14 protein-coding genes and 1 pseudogene are annotated in these 20,389 nt (G+C 34.7%); 3 read left to right on the top strand and 12 right to left on the bottom strand.

The genetic code is table 11. The features are described from left to right. The first annotated feature begins 64 nt into the window (after positions 1-64). Positions 65-667: an RNA polymerase sigma factor gene (locus tag ABD077_RS08815; protein ID WP_343911944.1), complete on the top strand. Its 603-nt coding sequence runs from the start codon at positions 65-67 to the stop codon at positions 665-667. A gap of 11 nt (positions 668-678) precedes the next feature. Here ABD077_RS08815 and ABD077_RS08820 read toward each other — a convergent pair whose 3' ends face one another. Both ABD077_RS08820 and map read right to left on the bottom strand, forming a co-directional pair. Next, positions 679-1,443 (bottom strand): class I SAM-dependent methyltransferase, encoded by a 765-nt coding sequence (locus tag ABD077_RS08820; RefSeq protein ID WP_343911945.1) that lies wholly within the window; start codon positions 1,441-1,443, stop codon positions 679-681. Between the two features lie 12 nt (positions 1,444-1,455). After that, positions 1,456-2,274: a type I methionyl aminopeptidase gene (map, locus tag ABD077_RS08825; RefSeq protein ID WP_343911946.1), complete on the bottom strand. Its 819-nt coding sequence runs from the start codon at positions 2,272-2,274 to the stop codon at positions 1,456-1,458. A gap of 320 nt (positions 2,275-2,594) precedes the next feature. Here map and ABD077_RS08830 point away from each other — a divergent pair, with 320 nt between their 5' ends. Further along, complete coding sequence (locus ABD077_RS08830; RefSeq protein ID WP_343911947.1) at positions 2,595-3,452, top strand: hypothetical protein; 858 nt, start codon at positions 2,595-2,597, stop codon at positions 3,450-3,452. A gap of 378 nt (positions 3,453-3,830) precedes the next feature. On the opposite strand, the gene ABD077_RS08835 is transcribed toward ABD077_RS08830, so the two are convergent. From ABD077_RS08835 to gpmI, 3 genes are all read right to left on the bottom strand, one after another. Beyond that, entirely contained in the window at positions 3,831-4,913 is a 1,083-nt protein-coding gene (locus ABD077_RS08835) for a FecR family protein (RefSeq protein WP_343911948.1), read from the bottom strand. Between the two features lie 24 nt (positions 4,914-4,937). Next, positions 4,938-5,504, bottom strand: a complete 567-nt coding sequence (locus ABD077_RS08840; protein ID WP_343911949.1) for an RNA polymerase sigma factor — start codon at positions 5,502-5,504, stop codon at positions 4,938-4,940. Positions 5,505-5,958: 454 nt separating this feature from the next. Next, positions 5,959-7,479 (bottom strand): 2,3-bisphosphoglycerate-independent phosphoglycerate mutase, encoded by a 1,521-nt coding sequence (gene gpmI, locus ABD077_RS08845; protein WP_343911950.1) that lies wholly within the window; start codon positions 7,477-7,479, stop codon positions 5,959-5,961. 485 nt (positions 7,480-7,964) lie between these two features. Between gpmI and ABD077_RS08850 the strand changes: the two genes are divergently transcribed. Continuing rightward, positions 7,965-8,345, top strand: a complete 381-nt coding sequence (locus tag ABD077_RS08850; protein ID WP_343911951.1) for an ankyrin repeat domain-containing protein — start codon at positions 7,965-7,967, stop codon at positions 8,343-8,345. A 69-nt stretch (positions 8,346-8,414) separates the two neighbouring features. On the opposite strand, the gene ABD077_RS08855 is transcribed toward ABD077_RS08850, so the two are convergent. The 7 genes and pseudogenes from ABD077_RS08855 to ABD077_RS08885 all read right to left on the bottom strand — a co-directional run. Next, positions 8,415-9,182, bottom strand: a complete 768-nt coding sequence (locus tag ABD077_RS08855) for a M48 family metalloprotease (RefSeq protein WP_299602646.1) — start codon at positions 9,180-9,182, stop codon at positions 8,415-8,417. A gap of 169 nt (positions 9,183-9,351) precedes the next feature. Next, positions 9,352-9,837: a CAP domain-containing protein gene (locus tag ABD077_RS08860; RefSeq protein WP_343911952.1), complete on the bottom strand. Its 486-nt coding sequence runs from the start codon at positions 9,835-9,837 to the stop codon at positions 9,352-9,354. Between the two features lie 52 nt (positions 9,838-9,889). Further along, positions 9,890-10,615, bottom strand: a complete 726-nt coding sequence (locus tag ABD077_RS08865) for a M15 family metallopeptidase (protein ID WP_343911953.1) — start codon at positions 10,613-10,615, stop codon at positions 9,890-9,892. A 62-nt stretch (positions 10,616-10,677) separates the two neighbouring features. Continuing rightward, complete coding sequence (locus ABD077_RS08870) at positions 10,678-11,226, bottom strand: ClpP family protease (protein ID WP_299602640.1); 549 nt, start codon at positions 11,224-11,226, stop codon at positions 10,678-10,680. A 213-nt stretch (positions 11,227-11,439) separates the two neighbouring features. Next, positions 11,440-12,675, bottom strand: a complete 1,236-nt coding sequence (locus tag ABD077_RS08875; RefSeq protein ID WP_343911954.1) for a T9SS type B sorting domain-containing protein — start codon at positions 12,673-12,675, stop codon at positions 11,440-11,442. Positions 12,676-13,049: 374 nt separating this feature from the next. Next, positions 13,050-18,539: a beta strand repeat-containing protein gene (locus tag ABD077_RS08880; protein WP_343911955.1), complete on the bottom strand. Its 5,490-nt coding sequence runs from the start codon at positions 18,537-18,539 to the stop codon at positions 13,050-13,052. Between the two features lie 19 nt (positions 18,540-18,558). Continuing rightward, positions 18,559-20,389 (bottom strand): annotated as a pseudogene (locus tag ABD077_RS08885) (hypothetical protein); the annotation flags it as partial.

Genomic DNA, 20,389 nt, shown 5'->3' on the forward strand with positions numbered 1-20,389 from the left:
TAACAATGGAACAAAAATTGATACAGATAAAGTGGGGTATTAACTAACTAATTAATTCATCAATATGGGGCAACATGATGAAAACACTATTTTTCAAGGTATACGAAATGGAGATCCGGAAGTCTTAAAAAGTTTTTATAAAAGAAACTTTAATATTATTCTCAGTTATATTACTCGGAATTCTGGAAATGAGAATGATGCCGAAGACATCTTTCAGGATGCTTTAATTTCCTTATATCAGTTTCTAAAAAAGGAAGATACATTACATTTACGTTGTTCGATTCATACCTATTTTTATAGTATCTGTAGAAATTTATGGATTAGTAAATTACGCAGAGCTGGGAAAGTTTCTTGTTGTGGGAAAATCAATGAAATTGCATTAGAGTTGGAACCTTCCATTCTAGAAGATACAGAGGCAAAAGAACAAGAGCAATTATACCGAAAGCATTTGTTAAGTCTTAATTGTAAGTGTAAGAATATACTTTTTTTGTTTTTTGAAGGAAAGAGTATGAAAGAAATATCTAAACTTACTAATTATTCTGAAGGGTACGTTCGAAAAAGAAAATTCGAATGTAAAGAATATTTAATTCAATTGATTGAGAATGATCCTTTGTATAATGAATTGATGTTGCCGAATAGAAGAAATATAAGAAAAAATGTTTCTTAGAAACTGCGATACTATTTAGAACAAACTGGCAGTATTTCTCCAGGAGCAAGGCAGTATTTAGCCACTTCTTCTTTAGTAAGTCTATTTGTGTAGTCAACTTCTTCTACTTTAAAACCTATGGATCTTAGTTTATCGAAATAATCTTTACCGTATACTCTTACATGATCGTATTGCCCAAAAATCTTTGCACGTTCTTTTGGATCGGTAATACTATTATCTTCGAAGGTAATATCTCTACTTAGGTCTTGAGGTATTTGTAAAATAGCCATTCCACCAGGTTTAAGTACTCTCAATAATTCTTGCATAGCTTTGGTATCATCAGGAATATGTTCTAATACATGATTACAAAAGATAATATCATATTCATTTGAAGCAAAAGGAAGATCACAAATATCTGCCTTAACATCTGCAAGTGGTGAGTTTAAGTCTGTGGTTGTATATTCAAGGTTTTTTAATCTTCTAAACCTTTTATAAAATGCTTGTTCTGGAGCAAAATGTAAAACTTTATGTTTTTTAGTGAAAAAATCGGTCTCATTTTTAAGATATAACCATAATAATCTATGGCGTTCTAACGATAGTGTTGATGGAGAAAGTACATTTTCTCTTTGGTTGCCATATCCATAAGGAAGAAACTTCGAAAAGCTTTTATCGTCAATTGGATCCGTAAAAGTGTTTCCTTTTAAGAAAAAAGAAATGACAGGTCGAACCAAATAGCTAAGACGAATTAATATTGGTCTAGGAATGGTGTTTAATATGAATTTGAAGAGTTTTTTCATCACTGAAAAAAACTAAACTACTAATAATTCTTGTCTAAAAGCATCTTCCTCATCAGATTTAATGCCTAAAGCCTGGTAGATATATTTAAATGTAGAAAGTATTTCTGGTTTACCGTCTATAATAGCAACATCATGCTCAAAATGTGCACTTGGTTTTCCATCAGCGGTTAGGATTGTCCAACCATCTCGTAATTGTTTAATACGCTGTGTTCCCATATTAATCATGGGTTCTATGGCAACTACCATTCCTTCTACAAACTTTTTGCCTCTTCCTCGTCTTCCATAATTTGGCATTTCAGGATCTTCATGCATTTTACGACCTAATCCATGTCCTACCAATTCTCTTACGACACCATAACCAGCTTCTTCTGTATATTTTTGAATGGCATATCCAACATCGCCCACTCGTTTTCCAACCCTTAGCTCTGCGATACCTTTATACAAAGATTCTTTGGTGATTTTTAGAAGTTGTGCTACTTCCGGAGCAATTTCTCCAACTGGAAATGTATAGGCATGATCTCCATAAAAATCATTCTTAATAGCTCCACAATCAATCGAAATGATATCGCCTTCCTCAAGTGGAGTATTATTAGGAATACCATGAACTACTTGCGCATTCGGACTCATACAAAGCGTATTCGGAAAATCATACAATCCCAAAAAACCTGGAATCGCACCATGATCTCTTATAAACTCTTCCGCTAATTTATCTAATTGTAATGTAGTAACTCCTGGTTTTACTTCTGTTGCAAGCATTCCAAGGGTTTTAGATACAATTAATGCACTTTCGCGCATTAGTTCAATTTCTTCACGTGATTTAGTTATGATCATAGTATCCTTTGTTATGGGAAGGCAAATTTACAAAGAATATTAAGATTCAACCGATGGATCTAACTTTAATATGATTTGGTAAAATTTTCTGATATCTGTGGGTGTTAATATCAAGGATTTGCTACTAAAATTATAAGAATTAAGATATGATGTATATTTTTTTTAAAAAAAAGTATCCTTGAAATCCCTTGTGTTTAAAGGCTTTTTTTGAAAAAAAGGAAAAGAAAAACATAAAAAAACAAAAAAGTACGCAGCGTTTTTGAGTTTTCAGGTTTTAGTAATAGAAAACCCATTGTAAAATTCATTAAAAAAAGTAAACCATGAAAAAATTATTGATTTGTATTGTAGTTTTAGGATTAATCGCGAGTTGTGCTGTAGAGGATATGGATGATACTATAGCTATTCAGAATTCTGATAAAGAAAATTTTGAAATGTATAATAGCTTAGATGGAGCTATGGATAATTTTGACTTAATTTCAGAACAAGCTTTTAATGAAGTTCAAGCTTCTTCTAAGAGTTCTTCTAGCAGTTGCGAATCATTAGAATTATTGATTGCCTATAACGAAAACCCTATACCTGGGTTTGCAAACTATGATTACTATAGCAAGATGGTCTTAAATTATACCGAAGAACAATGTCAGTTTGATGATTGGACCGGAAGATTAGAATATTATGTAGCAGGAGTGTTTCAGGAAAAGTGGAAAGACTCAACTGTTTTTAAGAATGTAAGAGGAGATGAAGGTTATAGTTTTGACGGATATAGAGTGGCAGAACAAAATGCGGATTTAAGTACAGAAACAACAAAAGTTTTCGATGTAATTATCGATGGTGTTATTACCGAGCCTGATGGTGATTCATATCGTTATACAGCAAATAGGAATTTTACATTCGAGAATAGATTTACTGCAGATGAAGTAATTACTTTAGAAGAATCTTCTTTGGTAGAAGGGATTACACAAACTTATTTTATGAAATCTGAATCGGTAAGTGGTAACCCACTGGTGTATAAAGTAGCATGTTTTGATCGCCCTATTTTCTTAAAATATCCAGTACAAGGATCATTGGATTTCTCTAGTAGTTTTGGAGTTAACTTTAATATAGATTTTGGAGATGGGTCTTGTGATAAAGAAGTGGTGCTCAATGGAGATAATGGAGAATCTATTGTTTTTGATTTATAATAGATAGTTTAGTTAAATTTAAGAACTGCTTGAGATTATTTTCAAGCAGTTTTTTTATGCGCTTTTTTTAGAAAGCTACTTAGTTTTATATATTCTGGTATGAAGGTTTTATTATGATTTTTATTTCTCTATTCTTCAGAATTAATAAAATGTTGTCTTTTAGAGTTTGATATCTTACAGGGAACTTATGTTGTCTAAGTGGTTTAGTTTAATACGCGCCCATCAGTACTTATTTGATGTGTTAGCTGTTAATGTTATCAAATGGAATACTGTCTGCTAATATCTTCTAACAATACGTTTTTCTTTTATAGATAGTAAGAAATGATCTTCGTTTTATTTCAAATTGATATGATGTTATTTAAAGCTTTTAAGGGCAGATTATAGATCACAACCTTTTCCTTCTATTAGGAATATGCCGTCTTTTTTAGATAACTTTAATTTCAAAGAAGTCGTTAGTTCTTTTAAGATATTTGCGATGTTGTCGTCGGTAAAAGTACCGGAATATCTACAGTTAAGAATGTCGCGATTTTTGAGTATGATTTTAGCATCATAATTGTCTCCTAAGTCTTGAATAACTGAATTCACAAGAGCATTATCATAATTAAGTTCTTTAGTTTTCCAGGCGAATTGATTTGGAGCTTTTTTGAGTGTTGTGATTCCATTATTATTCGCTTTGAGGCTTTCTCCAGGAGTTAAATCTTTTATTTGTTTGGTTTTATTGTGTACAACTTTTGCAGTACCCTGGATCAAAGTCATTATATCAGCTTTAGTATTAGAATGAATAGCAAATGAATTACCAGTAACTTGTATTTTACAATGTTTTCCGAAAATGATAAATGGTTGATTTTCGTTGTCTTTTACATTAAAAAATACAATTCCATTAATATCCGCTCTACGAAATCCTTGTTTGGTGGCGGTGAAGTTTACTTTACTATTTTTTCTAACTACAATAGTGCTCGAATCTGGTAGTTGATTGTATTTAGTTTTTTCTGTGGATGCGTATTTGCTCGATGCAGTGTAGGTAATTGTAATTACTCCTTTTTCGATAATTTCATCTTCTGCTCTAAGCGTGGTAACGTCTACTTTATTCGGGATTTGATTTTCTTTGTTCGTTTGAATGGGCTGTACTAGTGTATCAACTGTAATTTCTTTTTCATTCTTATTATATACACTGTCTACTGGTTTTGAAACGAGATTTTTGTTTTCTGTAGGAGTAGAAATTTCAGTAGTTACCTCTTTTTCCTTAGTAGTCTTAATATTTTTAAAATAATAGAGCGTAAATACCCCAATAGACATTAAGAGAATAATACCTATGGCGTACCAGTAGAATAGTTTTTTATCATCGGATTTATTCTGAACAGCATCGAAAATTTGGTTAAAATTATCCCTAGAAGATATAATGGTATCATCCTTAAATTTTGACTGTAAAAGTTCTTCAAAAAGATCTTTATCTTGTTTCATTTTATTCCTATTTCTGCCGAATAACTAATATTTTTTTATTCCTTTAGCTCTCATGTTCTCTAAAAGCTTTTTTCTTGCTCTTGTATAATTAGACCTAGAGGTACTCTCTTTAATCTTTAAAATCTTTCCAATTTCTTTATGTGAATATCCTTCTATAGCATAAAGGTTTAATACATATTTATATTGTTCTGGTAAATCATTAATAAGGTTTCTAAGTTTTTCTGTAGATAGCTGTTTGGCTAATTCTTGTTGTTCGATTTCATTTAATTCATGGGGTTCTCGTTCTTCTATCAGTTCTGCATTATCTACAAGTACTGTTTTTTTCATTTTATGCCAGTGATCAATAGCGCAATTAATTACAATTCTTTCGATCCAACTTCCTAATGTTCCTTGATCCTTATATTTTTTTATGCTTTTAAATACTTTAATAAAAGCTTCCTGAACAATATCTTCTGCGTCTGATCTGTTTTTACAATAGCGCAGACTTACCGCGAGCATTCTCGGCATAAAAGTATTGTATATTTTTTCCATGGCATACCGGTCGTTCTTTTTACAAGCTTTTACCAGTTTGCCTTGCTCTTGTTTATTCATGAATAAGGGTTAGTGCTTACTCTCATAAAATACAACTGAGAATTCAGGAATACGCTGCGTGTAATTCTATAAATATTGCTAAAATTACTTTAAAGATACTAAAATGAGTATTGAATTAATAAATGCTTTTTCATTTATCTTATGAAAACAGCATTTGATCTTTATTCAGATATGACTTGTCGAAAAAATAAATTCTAGCGAGGAATACTGATTAATTTTGGAGTATAACTTAAAATAATATAGTCATGAAGTATTTATACCCCTTTTTTCAGTTCAGTTTTAAAATGTGTGCTAACTTTATCAATGAGCTTGCTCAAGGATCAGCGTATGCGCTAAGAAGATAAATACATTAATTAATAAAATAAACAGATATGTATTTTATCTTTATAACAATGAGTCATAAATAAAGATGAGTCTGTGATTGAGAACTCATCTTTATTTTATGGATTTGTTTTTATTTTACCAACAATGTCTTTTGAGTCATTGCCTTTGGTTGTTCTATACCTATTAAGTCTAAGATAGTCGGAGCAATATCGCCTAGTACTCCATCCTTTACTTTTATTTCTTCCTTATCTATCATGATCATTGGTACTGGATTAGTGGTATGCGCAGTATGTGGAGATCCATCTGGATTAATCATAGTTTCACAATTACCATGATCGGCAATTAAAATGGTAGTATATCCATTTTCTAAACCATTTGTAACTACATCTTTTACGCACTCATCTACCGCCTCGCAAGCTTTTATTGCCGCATCCATTACTCCTGTATGTCCAACCATATCACCATTCGCAAAATTTAAACATACAAAATCGGTATCTCCTTTTTGTAGTTCAGGAACAAGGGCATCCCTTAGTTCATAAGCACTCATTTCTGGTTTTAGGTCGTAAGTGGCAACTTTCGGAGAATTTCTAAGAATTCTGGATTCTCCCTCAAATGGTTCTTCCTGGCCTCCAGAAAAGAAAAATGTAACATGTGGATATTTTTCTGTTTCAGCAATACGAATTTGTTTCTTACCAGCTTTAGATAATACTTCTCCTAAAGTTTCAGTAATATTATCTTTATCATAGATTACTTTAATATCATTAAAATTTTCATCATAGTTTGTCATAGTTACATAGTATAACGGTAACTTTTTGGTATCGTAATCTGGCATATCTGATTGCGATAACATCTCAGTGAGTTCTCGTCCTCTATCTGTTCTAAAATTAAAGAATAGGACAACATCATTCTCTTTAATAGTTGCTACAGGAGTGTCTCCTTCTACTAAAGCGATTGGTTTTATGAACTCATCTGTAATGTCCTCGTCATAATTTTTCTGGATACTTTCTATGATGTTAGAAGAGGTCGTTCCTATACCATTAACAATAAGATCGTAAGCTAGTTTTACGCGTTCCCACCTTTTATCTCTATCCATGGCATAATATCTACCTACTACAGAAGCTAATTTACCCGTAGTCTTAGTCATATATTCTTGAATATCTTGTATATGACCAATTCCTGATTTTGGATCCACGTCTCTACCATCTGTAAATGCATGCAAGAATACATTTTCAAAGCCCTTAGAATGTGCTACATCCAATAAACCTTTTATATGATTAATATGAGAATGTACACCACCATCACTAACCAATCCTAACAAATGAACATTTTTACCATTTTCTTTTGCATAGTTTAATGCATCTATAAGAGCAGATTCATCTTTGAGTGTATTATTTTGTATGGCCATATTTATTTTAGCCAAATCTTGATATACAATTCTTCCAGCACCTAAATTCATATGTCCTACTTCGCTGTTTCCCATTTGACCATCCGGTAGCCCTACATGAAGACCATCGGTTCGTAAAGCAGCATTAGGGTATTTAGTATATAAGCTATCTATAAATGGAGTTTTAGCATTGTCAATGGCAGAAACTTTTGGGTCTGGTGAAGTTCCCCATCCATCAAGAATCATTAGGATTACTTTTTTGTTCATTTTTCTTTAGATGATTTTGGTGTATGTTTTACTAGAATTTCATATTCTCTTAATCCAGAATAGGAAGCTAAAGTACAATATAGAATAGAAGTGCCCAAAAACAGATACTGCTTAGATCTTAATTTTAAATATGGATTATGTACGTTTTTAGTTTTTTTTTGAGGAACTATTAATAGATTCTTTTCAATGGTGCTTAAAATAAGTAATTCATATAATTCATGGGGTTTAGCTAATGATAATTTAATTCTTATTCGGTTAAAAAAAAGAAACTTACAATACACATAATCTTCCACAGTTTTGATGAAGGTTATTTTATTTCTTATTTAAATATGTATTATTAAAGAGTTAATTTTTTAAAATATTATTAGAATTTTAAGTGAATTATTAAATAATTATCTGTAAATTAAAAACGTTTTATAAATCAAGATGCCGTTTAGGGTCTCTAAAGTTTAATTCATATACTAACTATAATAATTCGCAACATTATGAAAAAATCAATTATGACAGTATTGATGATCCTTTTCATCAGTTCTGTAAACTTCGCTTCAGAAGACTTACAGGTTTTAGATATTTATGATTATGAACTCGTAGATAATAACATAGATCCTTTTTTTAAGGCAGTTATTAAAGGTGATTTAGAAACTGTGGCAAAAATGATAGAAGATGGAAGTGATGTAAATCTAAGAATAGGTGGAAAAACACCATTAATGTATGCAGCTCGCTATAATCGAGCAGATGTGATAAGATTATTGGTTGGAAAAGGAGCTGTGGTAGGAGCAAAAGATAATCAGGGTAATACAGCAATGAAGCTCGCTGAATTAGCAAATGCTAAAGAAGCTATGGAGGTTTTAAAGGAAATGTCCTAAGTGCGCTACTGACAAAGACGGTTTAAATCGGACAAAAAACTTCGATTAGTTCTCGCTAATCGAAGTTTTTTATTGTATGCTATACTCTTCAATAGCTTCTTGTATTTTTTCGATGCGGTTATCAGGATCAGGATGCGTACTTTGAAATTCTGGAGTTCGATTAGGGCCAGCAGCTTTTTTTAGTATTTCCATAACCCCAACCATTTCCTGTGGGTTATAACCAGATTTAATCATAAATAACACTCCTAATTTATCACTTTCTAACTCATCATCCCTTCCATTTCCCAGTAAAATATTCTGTCCAATTCCACTAACTAATCCACCAGCGTCTGCACCAACTGAAGCTCCGGTAGAAATGGTTTTCCAGAATTCATGTTCTGCAATACGTTCTGCAGAATGTCTTCCTAAAACATGACCAATCTCATGCCCTAAGACCCCAGCCAACTGATCTTCATTTTGTAATTTTGAATATAAAGCATAAGTGATAAATATTTGACCACCTGGTAATGCAAACGCATTAATCGTATTCGGATCTGCTAATAGATGAAATTCGTATCGATAAGGAGATTCTCTAGCCATAGTATTGTCAACTAGTTTATTTCCGACATTGTCAACATAATTTTGTAATCTCTCATCTGGATATAGACCACCATGTTGTCTTGCCATTTCTGGTCCGCTTTGAAGTCCAATAGCTATTTCTTGGTCGGTTGTCATATTTATATTTTGGACTCTATTGGTATATTCATTAAGTGTTTTGTTGTTACACTTTTTTATGAAAGCAAAGGCTACAATAGCCAGACCTATGAGTATTCTAATTTTTAAACCACCGCGTCTCATGGAGTTATATATTGGTTAGTATATGGCTGTTTTCTAATGTATAAAGTTACTAAATATAAAAGTTGCTTACCAATTAATGTTTTTATTCATCTTTGGTAAGCAACTACTAGAGGTTTTGTGATTAAGCTATTGAGCTTGTGTAGTGCTAACTAGCATAGCGGATGCATGGTTATCGATAAAAAAGTTGTGTATAGTAGTATCTACCATTTTCATCTTTAATAGCAGCAATACCTGTATAGGTATAATTACCTTCAATATTGTCTTTGTGGCCAGAACTGTTAAGCCATCCATCTACAACGCTCTGAGCATTTTGATAAAATCTAGCCACATTTTCAGCGCTGGCGGTAGCATTTTCTTGATCATTTAGAGCATCACTTCTTTGAGCAAAATCATCATGATTAATTTGCTCTACTGAAATCATGTATCTGGTATGATCAATTGCTAATTGCTCCGCCGTATTATTTTTAGATAAAGGAGATAATCCCTGATTTTGTCTATGTTGATTTACTAATGTTAAGATAGCATCTGCAATATTCAATTCATTAACAAGTTCTGAGTTTTGCTCACTTAGATTGTCAACATCATCTTCAGAAGAACATGAGGTAACGAATGCAATAGCTAATACTACATATAAATATTTTAAAAAGGTATTCATAAGATTGAGGGCTTTGTTTTATATAACTAGTATATCATAAATTTAGTATGTGTTACAATAATTTTGGATTGATGTCAAGAATGTTTTCATTCAAATATTTTTGAATGAATTTAGAAGTGAAATTAGTACTACCCATTAAAACGGCTTTTTGAAGTTCGGTTTTAATGTCTAATTTTCGAAATTCTTTAAGCATAGGAACAGAACTGGGAGCATAAGAATAATGCCATGGTTCATATTTAAATCCTTTTCTTCCTTTTTTATTGGTATATACTAAATAAAAACCATAATCATTAGCGTTATGGTCCATCCAAGTTTTAAATCTAGAAAAAGGACCTCCATTATGAAAATGTTTTTCTAAAAGAACATCTCTAGGTTGTTTTACACTACCATCTACGATATCTAAATCAGTACCCCAATGATGTCTAGAAGTACCAGGAATCGTAGAGTATTGAATTATTTTTTCAATAGCTTTAATAGGAGAGAGGCCACTTGCTAGGTATCGTTCGTATTTTCGTTCCCAAATTCTATTTTGGTGTGCGTAATCTCTATAACTAGAAACAACTTTTAGCTTTATACCTTGCTGTAAGGCTGCACTTTTCATTTTAGAAAATGCTTGGTTGGCCTTTTTTCTGAGTTTATATCCTTCGCCAACAAGTACAGGATTTCCTTTACCCATCAGATCTTTCTTGGAGATGCTAGATTGTAAATCAGCAAAGGAAACTGATGATAAGCCTATAACTCCAAGTGCACTTACTTCAATGAATTTTTTTCTTTTCATGATGTCTAACTGTTTAAATTACCAGAAGTTATTAAAGTTGATAAAGCTTTAACTAGATACAATTAAGATAAGATCCCGTCAACAATGCCGTAGTCCAAAGATTCTTGAGCATCCATCCAATAGTCACGATTAAAATCTTTCAGTACTTTTTCAATATCTTGTCCGCAGTTGTCTGCTAAAATTTGAGCACTCAGCTCTTTAGTTTTTAAAATTTCAGTTGCCTGAATTTCTATATTAGAAGCTTGTCCCCTTGCTCCACCACTAGGTTGATGTATCATAACTTTAGCGTTTGGTTGAATAAACCTGCGACCTTTTTCGCCAACACTTAGAAGTATAGACCCCATCGATGCGGCTAATCCTGTGCATATGGTGGATACAGGACTTTTTAGGGCTTTTATAGTATCATACATGGCAAAGCCCGATGTAACATACCCACCTGGACTGTTAATATATAGTTTGATTTCTTCATCATTGATCATGTCTAAATACATCAATCTATCTATGACGTGCTTTGCAGATTTATCATCTACTTGCCCCCATAAGAAAACGCTACGTTCTTCTAAAAACTTCTTATCTATAATATCCTGGATTTTTCCTGATTTTTCTTTCATAAAAAATAATATCTGTTTTAAACTTTAGCTAAAATTAAAACTATTTAGAAGAAATTACGAAATAATAATCAACAAATTCGGTCTATAAAATAGAGAAGTTCTTTTTTTAACAAGATTTATGAAATTATATAGTTTTAGAACAAGTTTGGGTCGAATATTCCTCATCCTTATGGAACTGGAAAATAATTACTATGTGTATTAAGGATAAGAATATTATCTGTTTAAGTACAGATAACCAGCTCTATCTTTAATACCTTCGACATTAAGAACATAATAATAAGTACCTACTGGAAGCTCTTCTCCTTTGGCTACAGTAGCTCGACCTTGTGAAATGCCATTAAATGCTTCTTCAGATTGTTGAACTTCGTGATATCCTTTTTTATTGTAAACAAGAACTCCCCAACGGTTATAGATAAAAAGTTCATTATCTGGAAATTGAGCTAAACCTTGAATAACAAAAGTATCGTTAAATCCATCACCGTTTGGTGAAACAGCTGTAAAGATTTCTAAGTCGCCATCAAGGATAACACTAGAAGTTCCAAAAGTTAGTACTGTGTAATTATCCGGTACGATAATCTCTGATGTAATTTCTCCATTATCAAGATCTCCTGTGAAACCTGCATTACCAAGATTAACCCACTGTCTTAAATTCGGCTCCCATCCTACAACCCTAAGGTCTTCTAAATCTTCTACCAAAGTAGGTATATTGCTGTTAGCATCCCAAGTTAGTGTAACTCTTGTTTCTTGATCACCATCTACGTCCCAAAATTCGAAAATACTTATACCAAATAGTAAGTCACCAAATTCATTAGTGTCGAAACTTTCAGAAAAGAAGTTTGGGAAATTAGGATTTTCAAAATAGTATGCTGCTTTTGCTGTATTAGTAGCAGCAAAACTTTCGATACGTGCAGGTCTTAAACGAAAATCATCACCAATCGGAAAAGTAAAATCTAACTCTCCAGTGATAGAAGCGTAACCATCTACATAGCGATCGTTATTTTCTCCTAGGTAAGGAGCGTCGTTTAAATAGTCCAAAGAAACATTTTTTTGGTCTCTAGGAGTAATTACTCTACCATTTGTAAATTCTTGGAAATTTGTAACTCCCATAGCAACCTCGAGAAATAAATCATCTTGTACATCAACCTCAACATCATTAAAGACAGGTCTATTTGTTCCAGATACTGTTAAACTGTTTTGATTATAAAAACCAGTAAATCCAGCATTTTGATCAAAAGTGCCATCATTTTCTAAATCCATATGGAAACCCACTTGACCTTGATCATGTATTTGCACATTTCCGAAATTGTGAAAAGATTGTTGTGCTTGAGCTAAAAAACTAGCAAATAAAAGAGCAACTATGTAGAATTTTTGTAGGGGCATCAAATTCAAAATATTGTTTTTACGGGTTAACCGTAAAATTGTTACTGCGAATATAAAAAAATTATTCATACATAATAATTTTTTGCTAAAAAATTTTCCCAAAAGTATCGTTGAAATGCAAATTATAGTCGACGAATGGTTTTTATGACACGATTAGCTGTTTTGGCCTACTTTTAATCTTACAAAAAGTTTAAAAGCATATTATCCTAACAAACTAAAATTTAGTCTGTGTGATAGATAAATTGATCATAAATTGGTAATAAAAAATGAAGAATTCTGGAGTGTTTAAAGCCCTGAATTGTATTTTTTAGTGAATATGTTACATTGATGACGATGTTTATGCATAGTGTTTTGGTGATCTCAATTTTTTAGTTAATAAGGGTTCTATAATGTTTACGTTTTATTTTTTAATTTAATAGTTAATAGTTAGTAAATCGGAATTGCTAGTTAGGATTTACTCTATAGGTTATTTTTCTATTAGTTATCACGGTAGCTCCTCCTACGATCGTTCCATTTCCAAATTCCGAGGTTGAGTTTGATAAAGTTGCTGTTGAGGTTACTAAGCTTCCTATTGGGATTGCTGAGGATAAAGGTATAATGATATTAAATCTATTTGTGGTATCCGTACTTCCATCAGCATCATTGTAAAGCGATACGTTTGTGTCAGAGTCAGAACCACCTCCTTCAACTCCAGAACCAAGATATATCTGTCCTTCACCATAATCCTGAGTAAGCCCAAGTTGATTATCTCCAGCAGTAGCCGTACCTTGATTAATATCGGTTAAAAAGACTTCTATGGTAGCTCCAGGTCTAGACCATCCAACTATCCTAAGGTTTGTTCCAGATATTGTTACAGACTGCAAAATGGGGAAGTTAAGACTTCCGTTAGGCCCTGCATCCACATCACCTGCATCATTAAGAGTAACTCCATCATTGGCTATATCGATACCTAGCGCATCTGAAACAGTTCCATTTGCAAAAATAGAATTTTGCGATATAAGATTTCCAGAAGTTGTGCCACCTGATACAATTATTCCAGCACCAGCATTATTAGTAATAATATTATTAGTTACGGAAGAATTGCTTTGTACTAAATTGATTCCACTGAGATCGGTACATCCGCCTCCACTATTACTACCGGATGTAGTAATTGTATTTTCAGAAATAACTACATTTCCTTGGTTATCAAAAATTCCAGTAGCTGCAGAGCCATCAATAAGATTGTTTCTAATGATAACACCGCTTCCGTTTGCAATTCTTACGTTATATTCACAGGCTCTAAACCCATTATTCGTAATATGATTATTTTGTATTATGGATGAAGTTCCTCCATTAACAGAAATTCCGAAATCTGTATTGGAAGCAATATAATTACCGTCAACAGTAACCGTTCCTCCACTTATTTCTATTCCATCATCTTGATAACTTCCAACACCTACTGTACCAACAACTCCTAAAGCATTTACCCCTAATAAATTTTGAGTAACCAAATTTCCTGATCCGGAATCCTGACGAATACCTCTTAGGTTTCCACCATAAATTGATAAATTTCTAATCACTAGATTCGAGGCTTGTAATTGGATAATTTCTCCTCCATCTCTTCTTACTTGAATTTCAGGCAGATTATAGTTTGGTAAAGTAGTGGCAGATACACCAACGTTTGTGCCACCTGATCCAACGGTTCCAGCATTTGTATCACCAGAATAAGCCGTTTGAGTTCTTCCATCAATATGTGTCGCATCGTCGGTAATAATATCAAGTGGATTTGCATTAGGCAAGTTGATATCAAAGAATCCCGTGGCAAAGTTTGCATCTGCTGTTCTACCTAATGGATCACCAGTAGGAGGTATCATAAAGATAGATACGTCTTCACCTGCAGCAGGATCGAATATGCTATTCGTTTCAATATCTAATCCTGTTTCATCTAAATTATTAGCATTTACTACAAACTGACCAAGAGAACCTTGTCCTGTAGCATTGGTATTTACAATAGTATTAAAATTGAAACCAAAATCTACATCTACAGCACCTTCATTAGCTATTGTAATTGTAGATACAGTTTGCGCACCGATAAGGGTTCCGGCAGCAACATCTTGATTAGCAGGATTAGCTCCACCCACTTCATTGGTTACAGGACTTAGAGTGCTGGACGCAAATGTTGATTTAAAAGTTTGAACAGGTAAACAATTGGCACATGCGGTTCCTCCTCCTCTTGTTGAGTTTACAGTATTATTAACTACACGTAATGAATAGGTTCCGTTAGCCATTCCTCCAATATTGTAATCTCCGTTAGCGTCTGTAATGTCAGAATCAACAAAAGTACCAGTATTATCATATAATTCTACTAATACACCTTCGATACCAACACCGGAAGAAGTCGCTAAATCCCTTCCTGCTCCACCTGGGTAATTGATGTCTTCGAAAACAGTTCCGGTTATTAGGTTACTAGGTACTTTTAGTAATACAGAATTAAGTATAACAAAGTCTCCAGCGGTCTGGACATTCGTAGTTGCGGTCGTTTCACCTTGTGCGATAAGTGATGAAATGTCATAAGTGTCTAAATCAAAACCAAACAAAGAAGAATCATTAATTACTGGACTGGCAGTATCATCATAAATGGTAGAATTAAATACATTTGCTAGAGTAGGTGAGTTATTACCATCTCCTGTTAAATTTGTAGTCCCCGCACCGGTGGTCACGGATATAATTTCATTTCCAGTTCTCGTCGGGTCTCCTTCCCAGGATAGTACAGAAGTTTTGGATCCAGACGATCCAATGGCAAAGAAACCATCAAGAGTGTAACTCGAAGTTACTACCGCTCCTGTTCCTCCTCCCTGTGCGTCGAAACCATTATACATATTAATACTTACAGCCGGTAAGGTAGGATTGGTATAGAAAATATATAGAGACCAACCTCCAAATACAACCGATCCACAGTATGTAGTGCTATTATCAATTGCTAAATCGGTAAATGTATAAGTTGCAGTAGAAGGATCTGGTAAACTAGTAACTATAGAGGTTACATCACTAACCATCCCATAGTAAAAGCCAAATGCTGTGTTTACTACATCTGCAGTAACAGATTGCCCTTGAAATGTAACTACATCATCAGCAGCTAAACCGGAGTGTCCCCAAGTTAAATAGGCTCTTTCTATTGTAGATCCAGCTAAAATTGGAGTTGTTAAAGTATTGGAAGAAGAGGTTGTTATCGAACAAGGATCTACACCTTCATCTGCTGTTCGCAATGTGCCTGCTGTAAGGGCATAGTCATAATAACCATTAAAATCTTCAAAAATAGTAAGAGGAACATCATCTCCAACGGCAGCATCTCCATCATCCAAGATAGTTCCAACTCCATTTATTAATCCTACTAAAGGGGAAGTAGAATTACTTAAATTCACAAAGAATGTTTCTGTGTTTTCTCCGAAAATGTTATTGATTATAGGTACTGTAATTGTTTGAACTTCTCCGGAAGTTCCAGAAAAGTTTAACGTTCCTGTTGTATTTACAAAGTCAGAATCAGCATAAGCAGTATCATCTAGTGTGGTATAGCTTACAGAAAATCCACCAGGTACATTTGCACCTGTGTGAGTAGCAGTAAACGTAGCAGTGCCAGCATTTTCATTAACAGTAACATTATTAACTGTTACAAAACTTGAAGAAGAACTACACGAAATAGTAGCTTGCCAACCATTTCCGGTAACAGAACCATCGGAGTCAAAGATAAAAGTTAAACATCCTGAAGGATCCGTTGATACTATCGAGGTTGGAATGTTGCCATTATCATATGTGTCAATCAGTGTGGTAGTGGTTGTACCTTCATATACTTGTAAAAAGTCAAAACCATCTTCGACATCAAAAGAAGTGAAGTTTAAAACTATCGAACTTCCTGGAGTATCTGGACAAAGAGTGTAGGTGATCGTTTCGTTATTACTATATTGTCCGGTTACAGAGCCACTATCTACAAAAATCCCACTACAGGTATTATCGGTTACTGTATCTGTTATAATAAAAGGTGCTTCATCATCAATAATGGTACCTAAACCTTGATTGTCTGTAATTGTTACTAAGGAATTACTAGAACTAATAAGATTTATAAAATAAGTTTCTGTTCCTTCTACATCAATATCATTAATAATTGGAACAACAATAGTTTCAGTTTCTCCACTGGTCCCTGAAAAGGAAAGGGTAGGGTTAGGTGATCCTGTTCCTGTAAAATCACCAGGAGAAACAGCTGTGTTATTAGCAGTCGCATATTCTATGGTAAATCCTCCAGAAATATTTCCTCCACCTGAATGTGTAACTGTAAACGTTGCTGTTCCAGCTGCTTCGTTAACAGAAATATCATTAATACTTATGTTAGCATCATCATCATCAGTAATAGTTCCAATTCCTTGGGCATCTGATAGTGTAACTGATCCAACACTTGGGTTGCTTAGTGTTACTAAAAAGTTTTCTGAATTTGGTTCTACAATATTATCATCAATAATAGGAATTGTAATCGTTTCAGTTTCTCCATCAGTACCGGAAAAGCTTAGAGTAGGGTTTGGAGTTATAGTAGCAGTGTAATCACTAGGTGCAGTGGCGGTGTTGTTTGAAGTAGCATATTCAACATTAAATCCACCAGAAACTGAGCCTGTTAGAGTAACAGTGAATGTTATATTTCCAGCATTTTCATTAACTGATACATCGTTAATACTAATTCCTGCATCATTATCTTCAATTGTTCCTAAACCTTGATTGTCGGTGATTGAAACAAAGCCACTACTAGGATTACTTAAATTGACGAAATAAGTTTCTGTACCCTCAATATCTGTATCTTCTAAGATAGGTACAGTTATGGTTTCGGTCTCTCCTAAACTTCCAGAAAATGTTAAAGAACCACCTGTTGCAGTATAATCATTATCCGCAATCGTAGCAGTATTATTTGCAGTGGTAAAATCTATGGTATACCCACCTGGTAAAGAACCTCCTGAAGAAGTTACAGTAAAAGTGGCTGTTCCGTCTGCTTCACTCACCGAAATATTATCAATCGTTATGGATATTGCGTCACTGGCATTGATTGTTCCAATTCCTTGAGAGTCTGTTATGGATACAGAACCATCACTTGGGTTACTTAAATTAACAGAAAAAGTTTCTGCAGCTTCAGCTATGGTATCATCCAAAATAGGAATAGAAATGGTTTGAGTTCCTAAACTGGTTCCAGTAAATGTAATAGTACCTGAGGTACTACCATTAAAATCTGCTGCTACTGTAGATATATTGGTAGTACTATAATCAATAGTAAAACTTCCTGCAGTAGTTCCTCCAGAATGAGTAACTGTAAGATCAAGGGTTCCTGCATCTTCATTAACAGCTAAGTCGTTAATGGAGATTTCTGGGGTAGACCCGGTTGCAGTAATAAGAACATTATCAATAAAAACAGTTTCACTACCTCCCCAGTTTCCACTATTAGAAAAGAAAAGTAAGGATGAACTTGCGTTTATATATGCTGCAGGGATATTAAAACTTAGACTTCCAGTAGCTGCTCCACCAGTAGGGGTTGCTACCGCTAAATCATAAAAACCGGTTGCTGTATTGAGAAAGAATGCTCCAACACTTTCATTTCCACTACTTCTATTATAATCAAACGTAAGTACTGCAGCTGAATAAGCGGATAAGTCTACATCTCTTAAAATATACAGGTTTAAGTCGGCATCAAAATTCCGAAACCTTAATTGATTACTATTTATTAGTATTCTTCCTCCTGCAGGATTTGTTCCGCCAAAATCATTTTCTACCCAATCACCATTCCAGTTTTGAGTTCCATCATTTCCAGAGTAGTTAGCTGGGTTGAAATCATCCAAAAAGGTATCTTGACCAAACAAATGGATGTTTGGCAATGCTATTAAAAGCACTAAGAACAGGTAATATGTTTTGTGTGTTAAATTCATTAAACCTTCTATAACTTAATTACCTTACAACGAAAACTACATTAATTAGTGAGTTAAAGTCAGAAGGAGTACCTATAATGTCATACGTCATAACTCCATTAGCGTCTATTGCTACGTTAGCAAAAACTGTAGGATCATAAAACGTTACATAATAGTATAATTCATTTGCTAGATATGTCGGTATTGCTCCTGGTGAACCTGCACTTGATGCAGAGGTAGCAGCATTTGCTAACGTAAATTGATCTATATACTGTTGATATAAATTGATACTTTCATCTCCTGGCGCAGCTGGATTTGCTGATAATACACTCGCATCGATTGCGATAGATGGAGGATAGAATATTCTTGCAGCTTTAGACGTAATAGGAGCTATATCCTGAATAACGTCTTCTACTGTTGCCTCTGTATTACCATCTCCATCAACATCTACAGGAGTGTCAGAATTAACTTCTGATGCTGTCTGATCATCAGTATTATCCAAGTAAGTTGATAGATCGATCACTGGAGTAGGAGTTGGGTCCCCTGTTAAGCTTAAAATATTTCCAGTTAATGAAAGATCTTGATCATCAGTTGCAGGATCTCCTGCAGGTCCCTGCGGTCCGGTAACTCCGTCAGTCTGTATAACGACACCAACTACAATTTGTGAACCTCTTGCAGCACCATCATCAGCAATAGTTCTAAAGGTCACTCTATCGGTTTCTACTAACGATAACGGTGTGATATTAACTATACTCGATGTAGCTGATGTCACGGTAATTGTTCTACCTGTTGCAACACCATTTACATATAACTCTATAGTTCCTGTTGCTGCGGTTCTACTTGAGAAAGAAAGCTTAGTAGCTACTGACTCATATCCCACAACTACACCAGATTGACTGGTGGCACCGTTACCAAATGAGAATTGGAATCCTGAACCTGTCCCTACATTTAATCCTCCACTTTCTTCGGCCCAGATAACATCTAAACCACCACCACTAGGAACACTTCCTGTAGGTCCTTGTATACCTTGTGCACCGGTAGGTCCTTGTGCGCCTTGTGGTCCCTGATTACCTTGAGGTCCCTGAAGTCCTTGTGGTCCTTGTGCACCTGTTACCCCTTGGTCACCTTGTGGTCCTTGTGCTCCCGTTACACCTTGAATACCTTGTGGTCCTTGTGCACCTGTTACACCTTGGTCACCTTGTGGTCCTTGTGCACCTGTTACACCTTGGTCACCTTGTGGTCCTTGTGCACCTGTTACACCTTGATCACCTTGTGGTCCTTGTGCTCCCGTTACACCTTGGTCACCTTGTGGACCTTGTACTCCCGTTACACCTTGGTCACCTTGTGGTCCTTGCGCACCTGTTACACCTTGAATACCTTGTGGTCCTTGTGCACCTGTTACACCTTGAATACCTTGTGGTCCTTGTGCTCCCGTTACACCTTGAATACCTTGTGGTCCTTGCGCACCTGTTACACCTTGATCACCTTGCGGTCCTTGTGCACCTGTTACACCTTGATCACCTTGCGGTCCTTGAGCTCCTGTTACACCTTGAATACCTTGTGGTCCTTGTGCACCTGTTACACCTTGGTCACCTTGTGGTCCTTGTGCACCCGTTACACCTTGGTCACCTTGCGGTCCTTGAGCTCCTGTTACACCTTGAATACCTTGCGGTCCTTGAGCTCCTGTTACACCTTGAATACCTTGCGGTCCTTGAGCTCCTGTTACACCTTGAATACCTTGCGGTCCTGTTACACCTTGCGGTCCTTGCGCACCTGTTACACCTTGATCACCTTGTGGTCCTTGAGCTCCCGTTACACCTTGAATACCTTGTGGTCCTTGTGCACCCGTTACACCTTGGTCACCTTGTGGT

It is taken from the genome of Aquimarina litoralis (assembly GCF_039523995.1).
Taxonomy (GTDB): domain Bacteria; phylum Bacteroidota; class Bacteroidia; order Flavobacteriales; family Flavobacteriaceae; genus Aquimarina; species Aquimarina litoralis.

Coding starts and splice junctions, on each gene's coding strand:
- ABD077_RS08865 (WP_343911953.1), bottom strand. CDS start 10,615: ATGAAAAGAAAAAAATTCATTGAAGTAAGTGCACTTGGAGTTATAGGC.
- ABD077_RS08860 (WP_343911952.1), bottom strand. CDS start 9,837: ATGAATACCTTTTTAAAATATTTATATGTAGTATTAGCTATTGCATTC.
- ABD077_RS08820 (WP_343911945.1), bottom strand. CDS start 1,443: ATGAAAAAACTCTTCAAATTCATATTAAACACCATTCCTAGACCAATA.
- ABD077_RS08875 (WP_343911954.1), bottom strand. CDS start 12,675: ATGAATAATTTTTTTATATTCGCAGTAACAATTTTACGGTTAACCCGT.
- ABD077_RS08835 (WP_343911948.1), bottom strand. CDS start 4,913: ATGAAACAAGATAAAGATCTTTTTGAAGAACTTTTACAGTCAAAATTT.
- ABD077_RS08855 (WP_299602646.1), bottom strand. CDS start 9,182: ATGAGACGCGGTGGTTTAAAAATTAGAATACTCATAGGTCTGGCTATT.
- ABD077_RS08830 (WP_343911947.1), top strand. CDS start 2,595: ATGAAAAAATTATTGATTTGTATTGTAGTTTTAGGATTAATCGCGAGT.
- gpmI (WP_343911950.1), bottom strand. CDS start 7,479: ATGAACAAAAAAGTAATCCTAATGATTCTTGATGGATGGGGAACTTCA.
- map (WP_343911946.1), bottom strand. CDS start 2,274: ATGATCATAACTAAATCACGTGAAGAAATTGAACTAATGCGCGAAAGT.
- ABD077_RS08815 (WP_343911944.1), top strand. CDS start 65: ATGGGGCAACATGATGAAAACACTATTTTTCAAGGTATACGAAATGGA.
- ABD077_RS08870 (WP_299602640.1), bottom strand. CDS start 11,226: ATGAAAGAAAAATCAGGAAAAATCCAGGATATTATAGATAAGAAGTTT.
- ABD077_RS08880 (WP_343911955.1), bottom strand. CDS start 18,539: ATGAATTTAACACACAAAACATATTACCTGTTCTTAGTGCTTTTAATA.
- ABD077_RS08840 (WP_343911949.1), bottom strand. CDS start 5,504: ATGAATAAACAAGAGCAAGGCAAACTGGTAAAAGCTTGTAAAAAGAAC.
- ABD077_RS08850 (WP_343911951.1), top strand. CDS start 7,965: ATGAAAAAATCAATTATGACAGTATTGATGATCCTTTTCATCAGTTCT.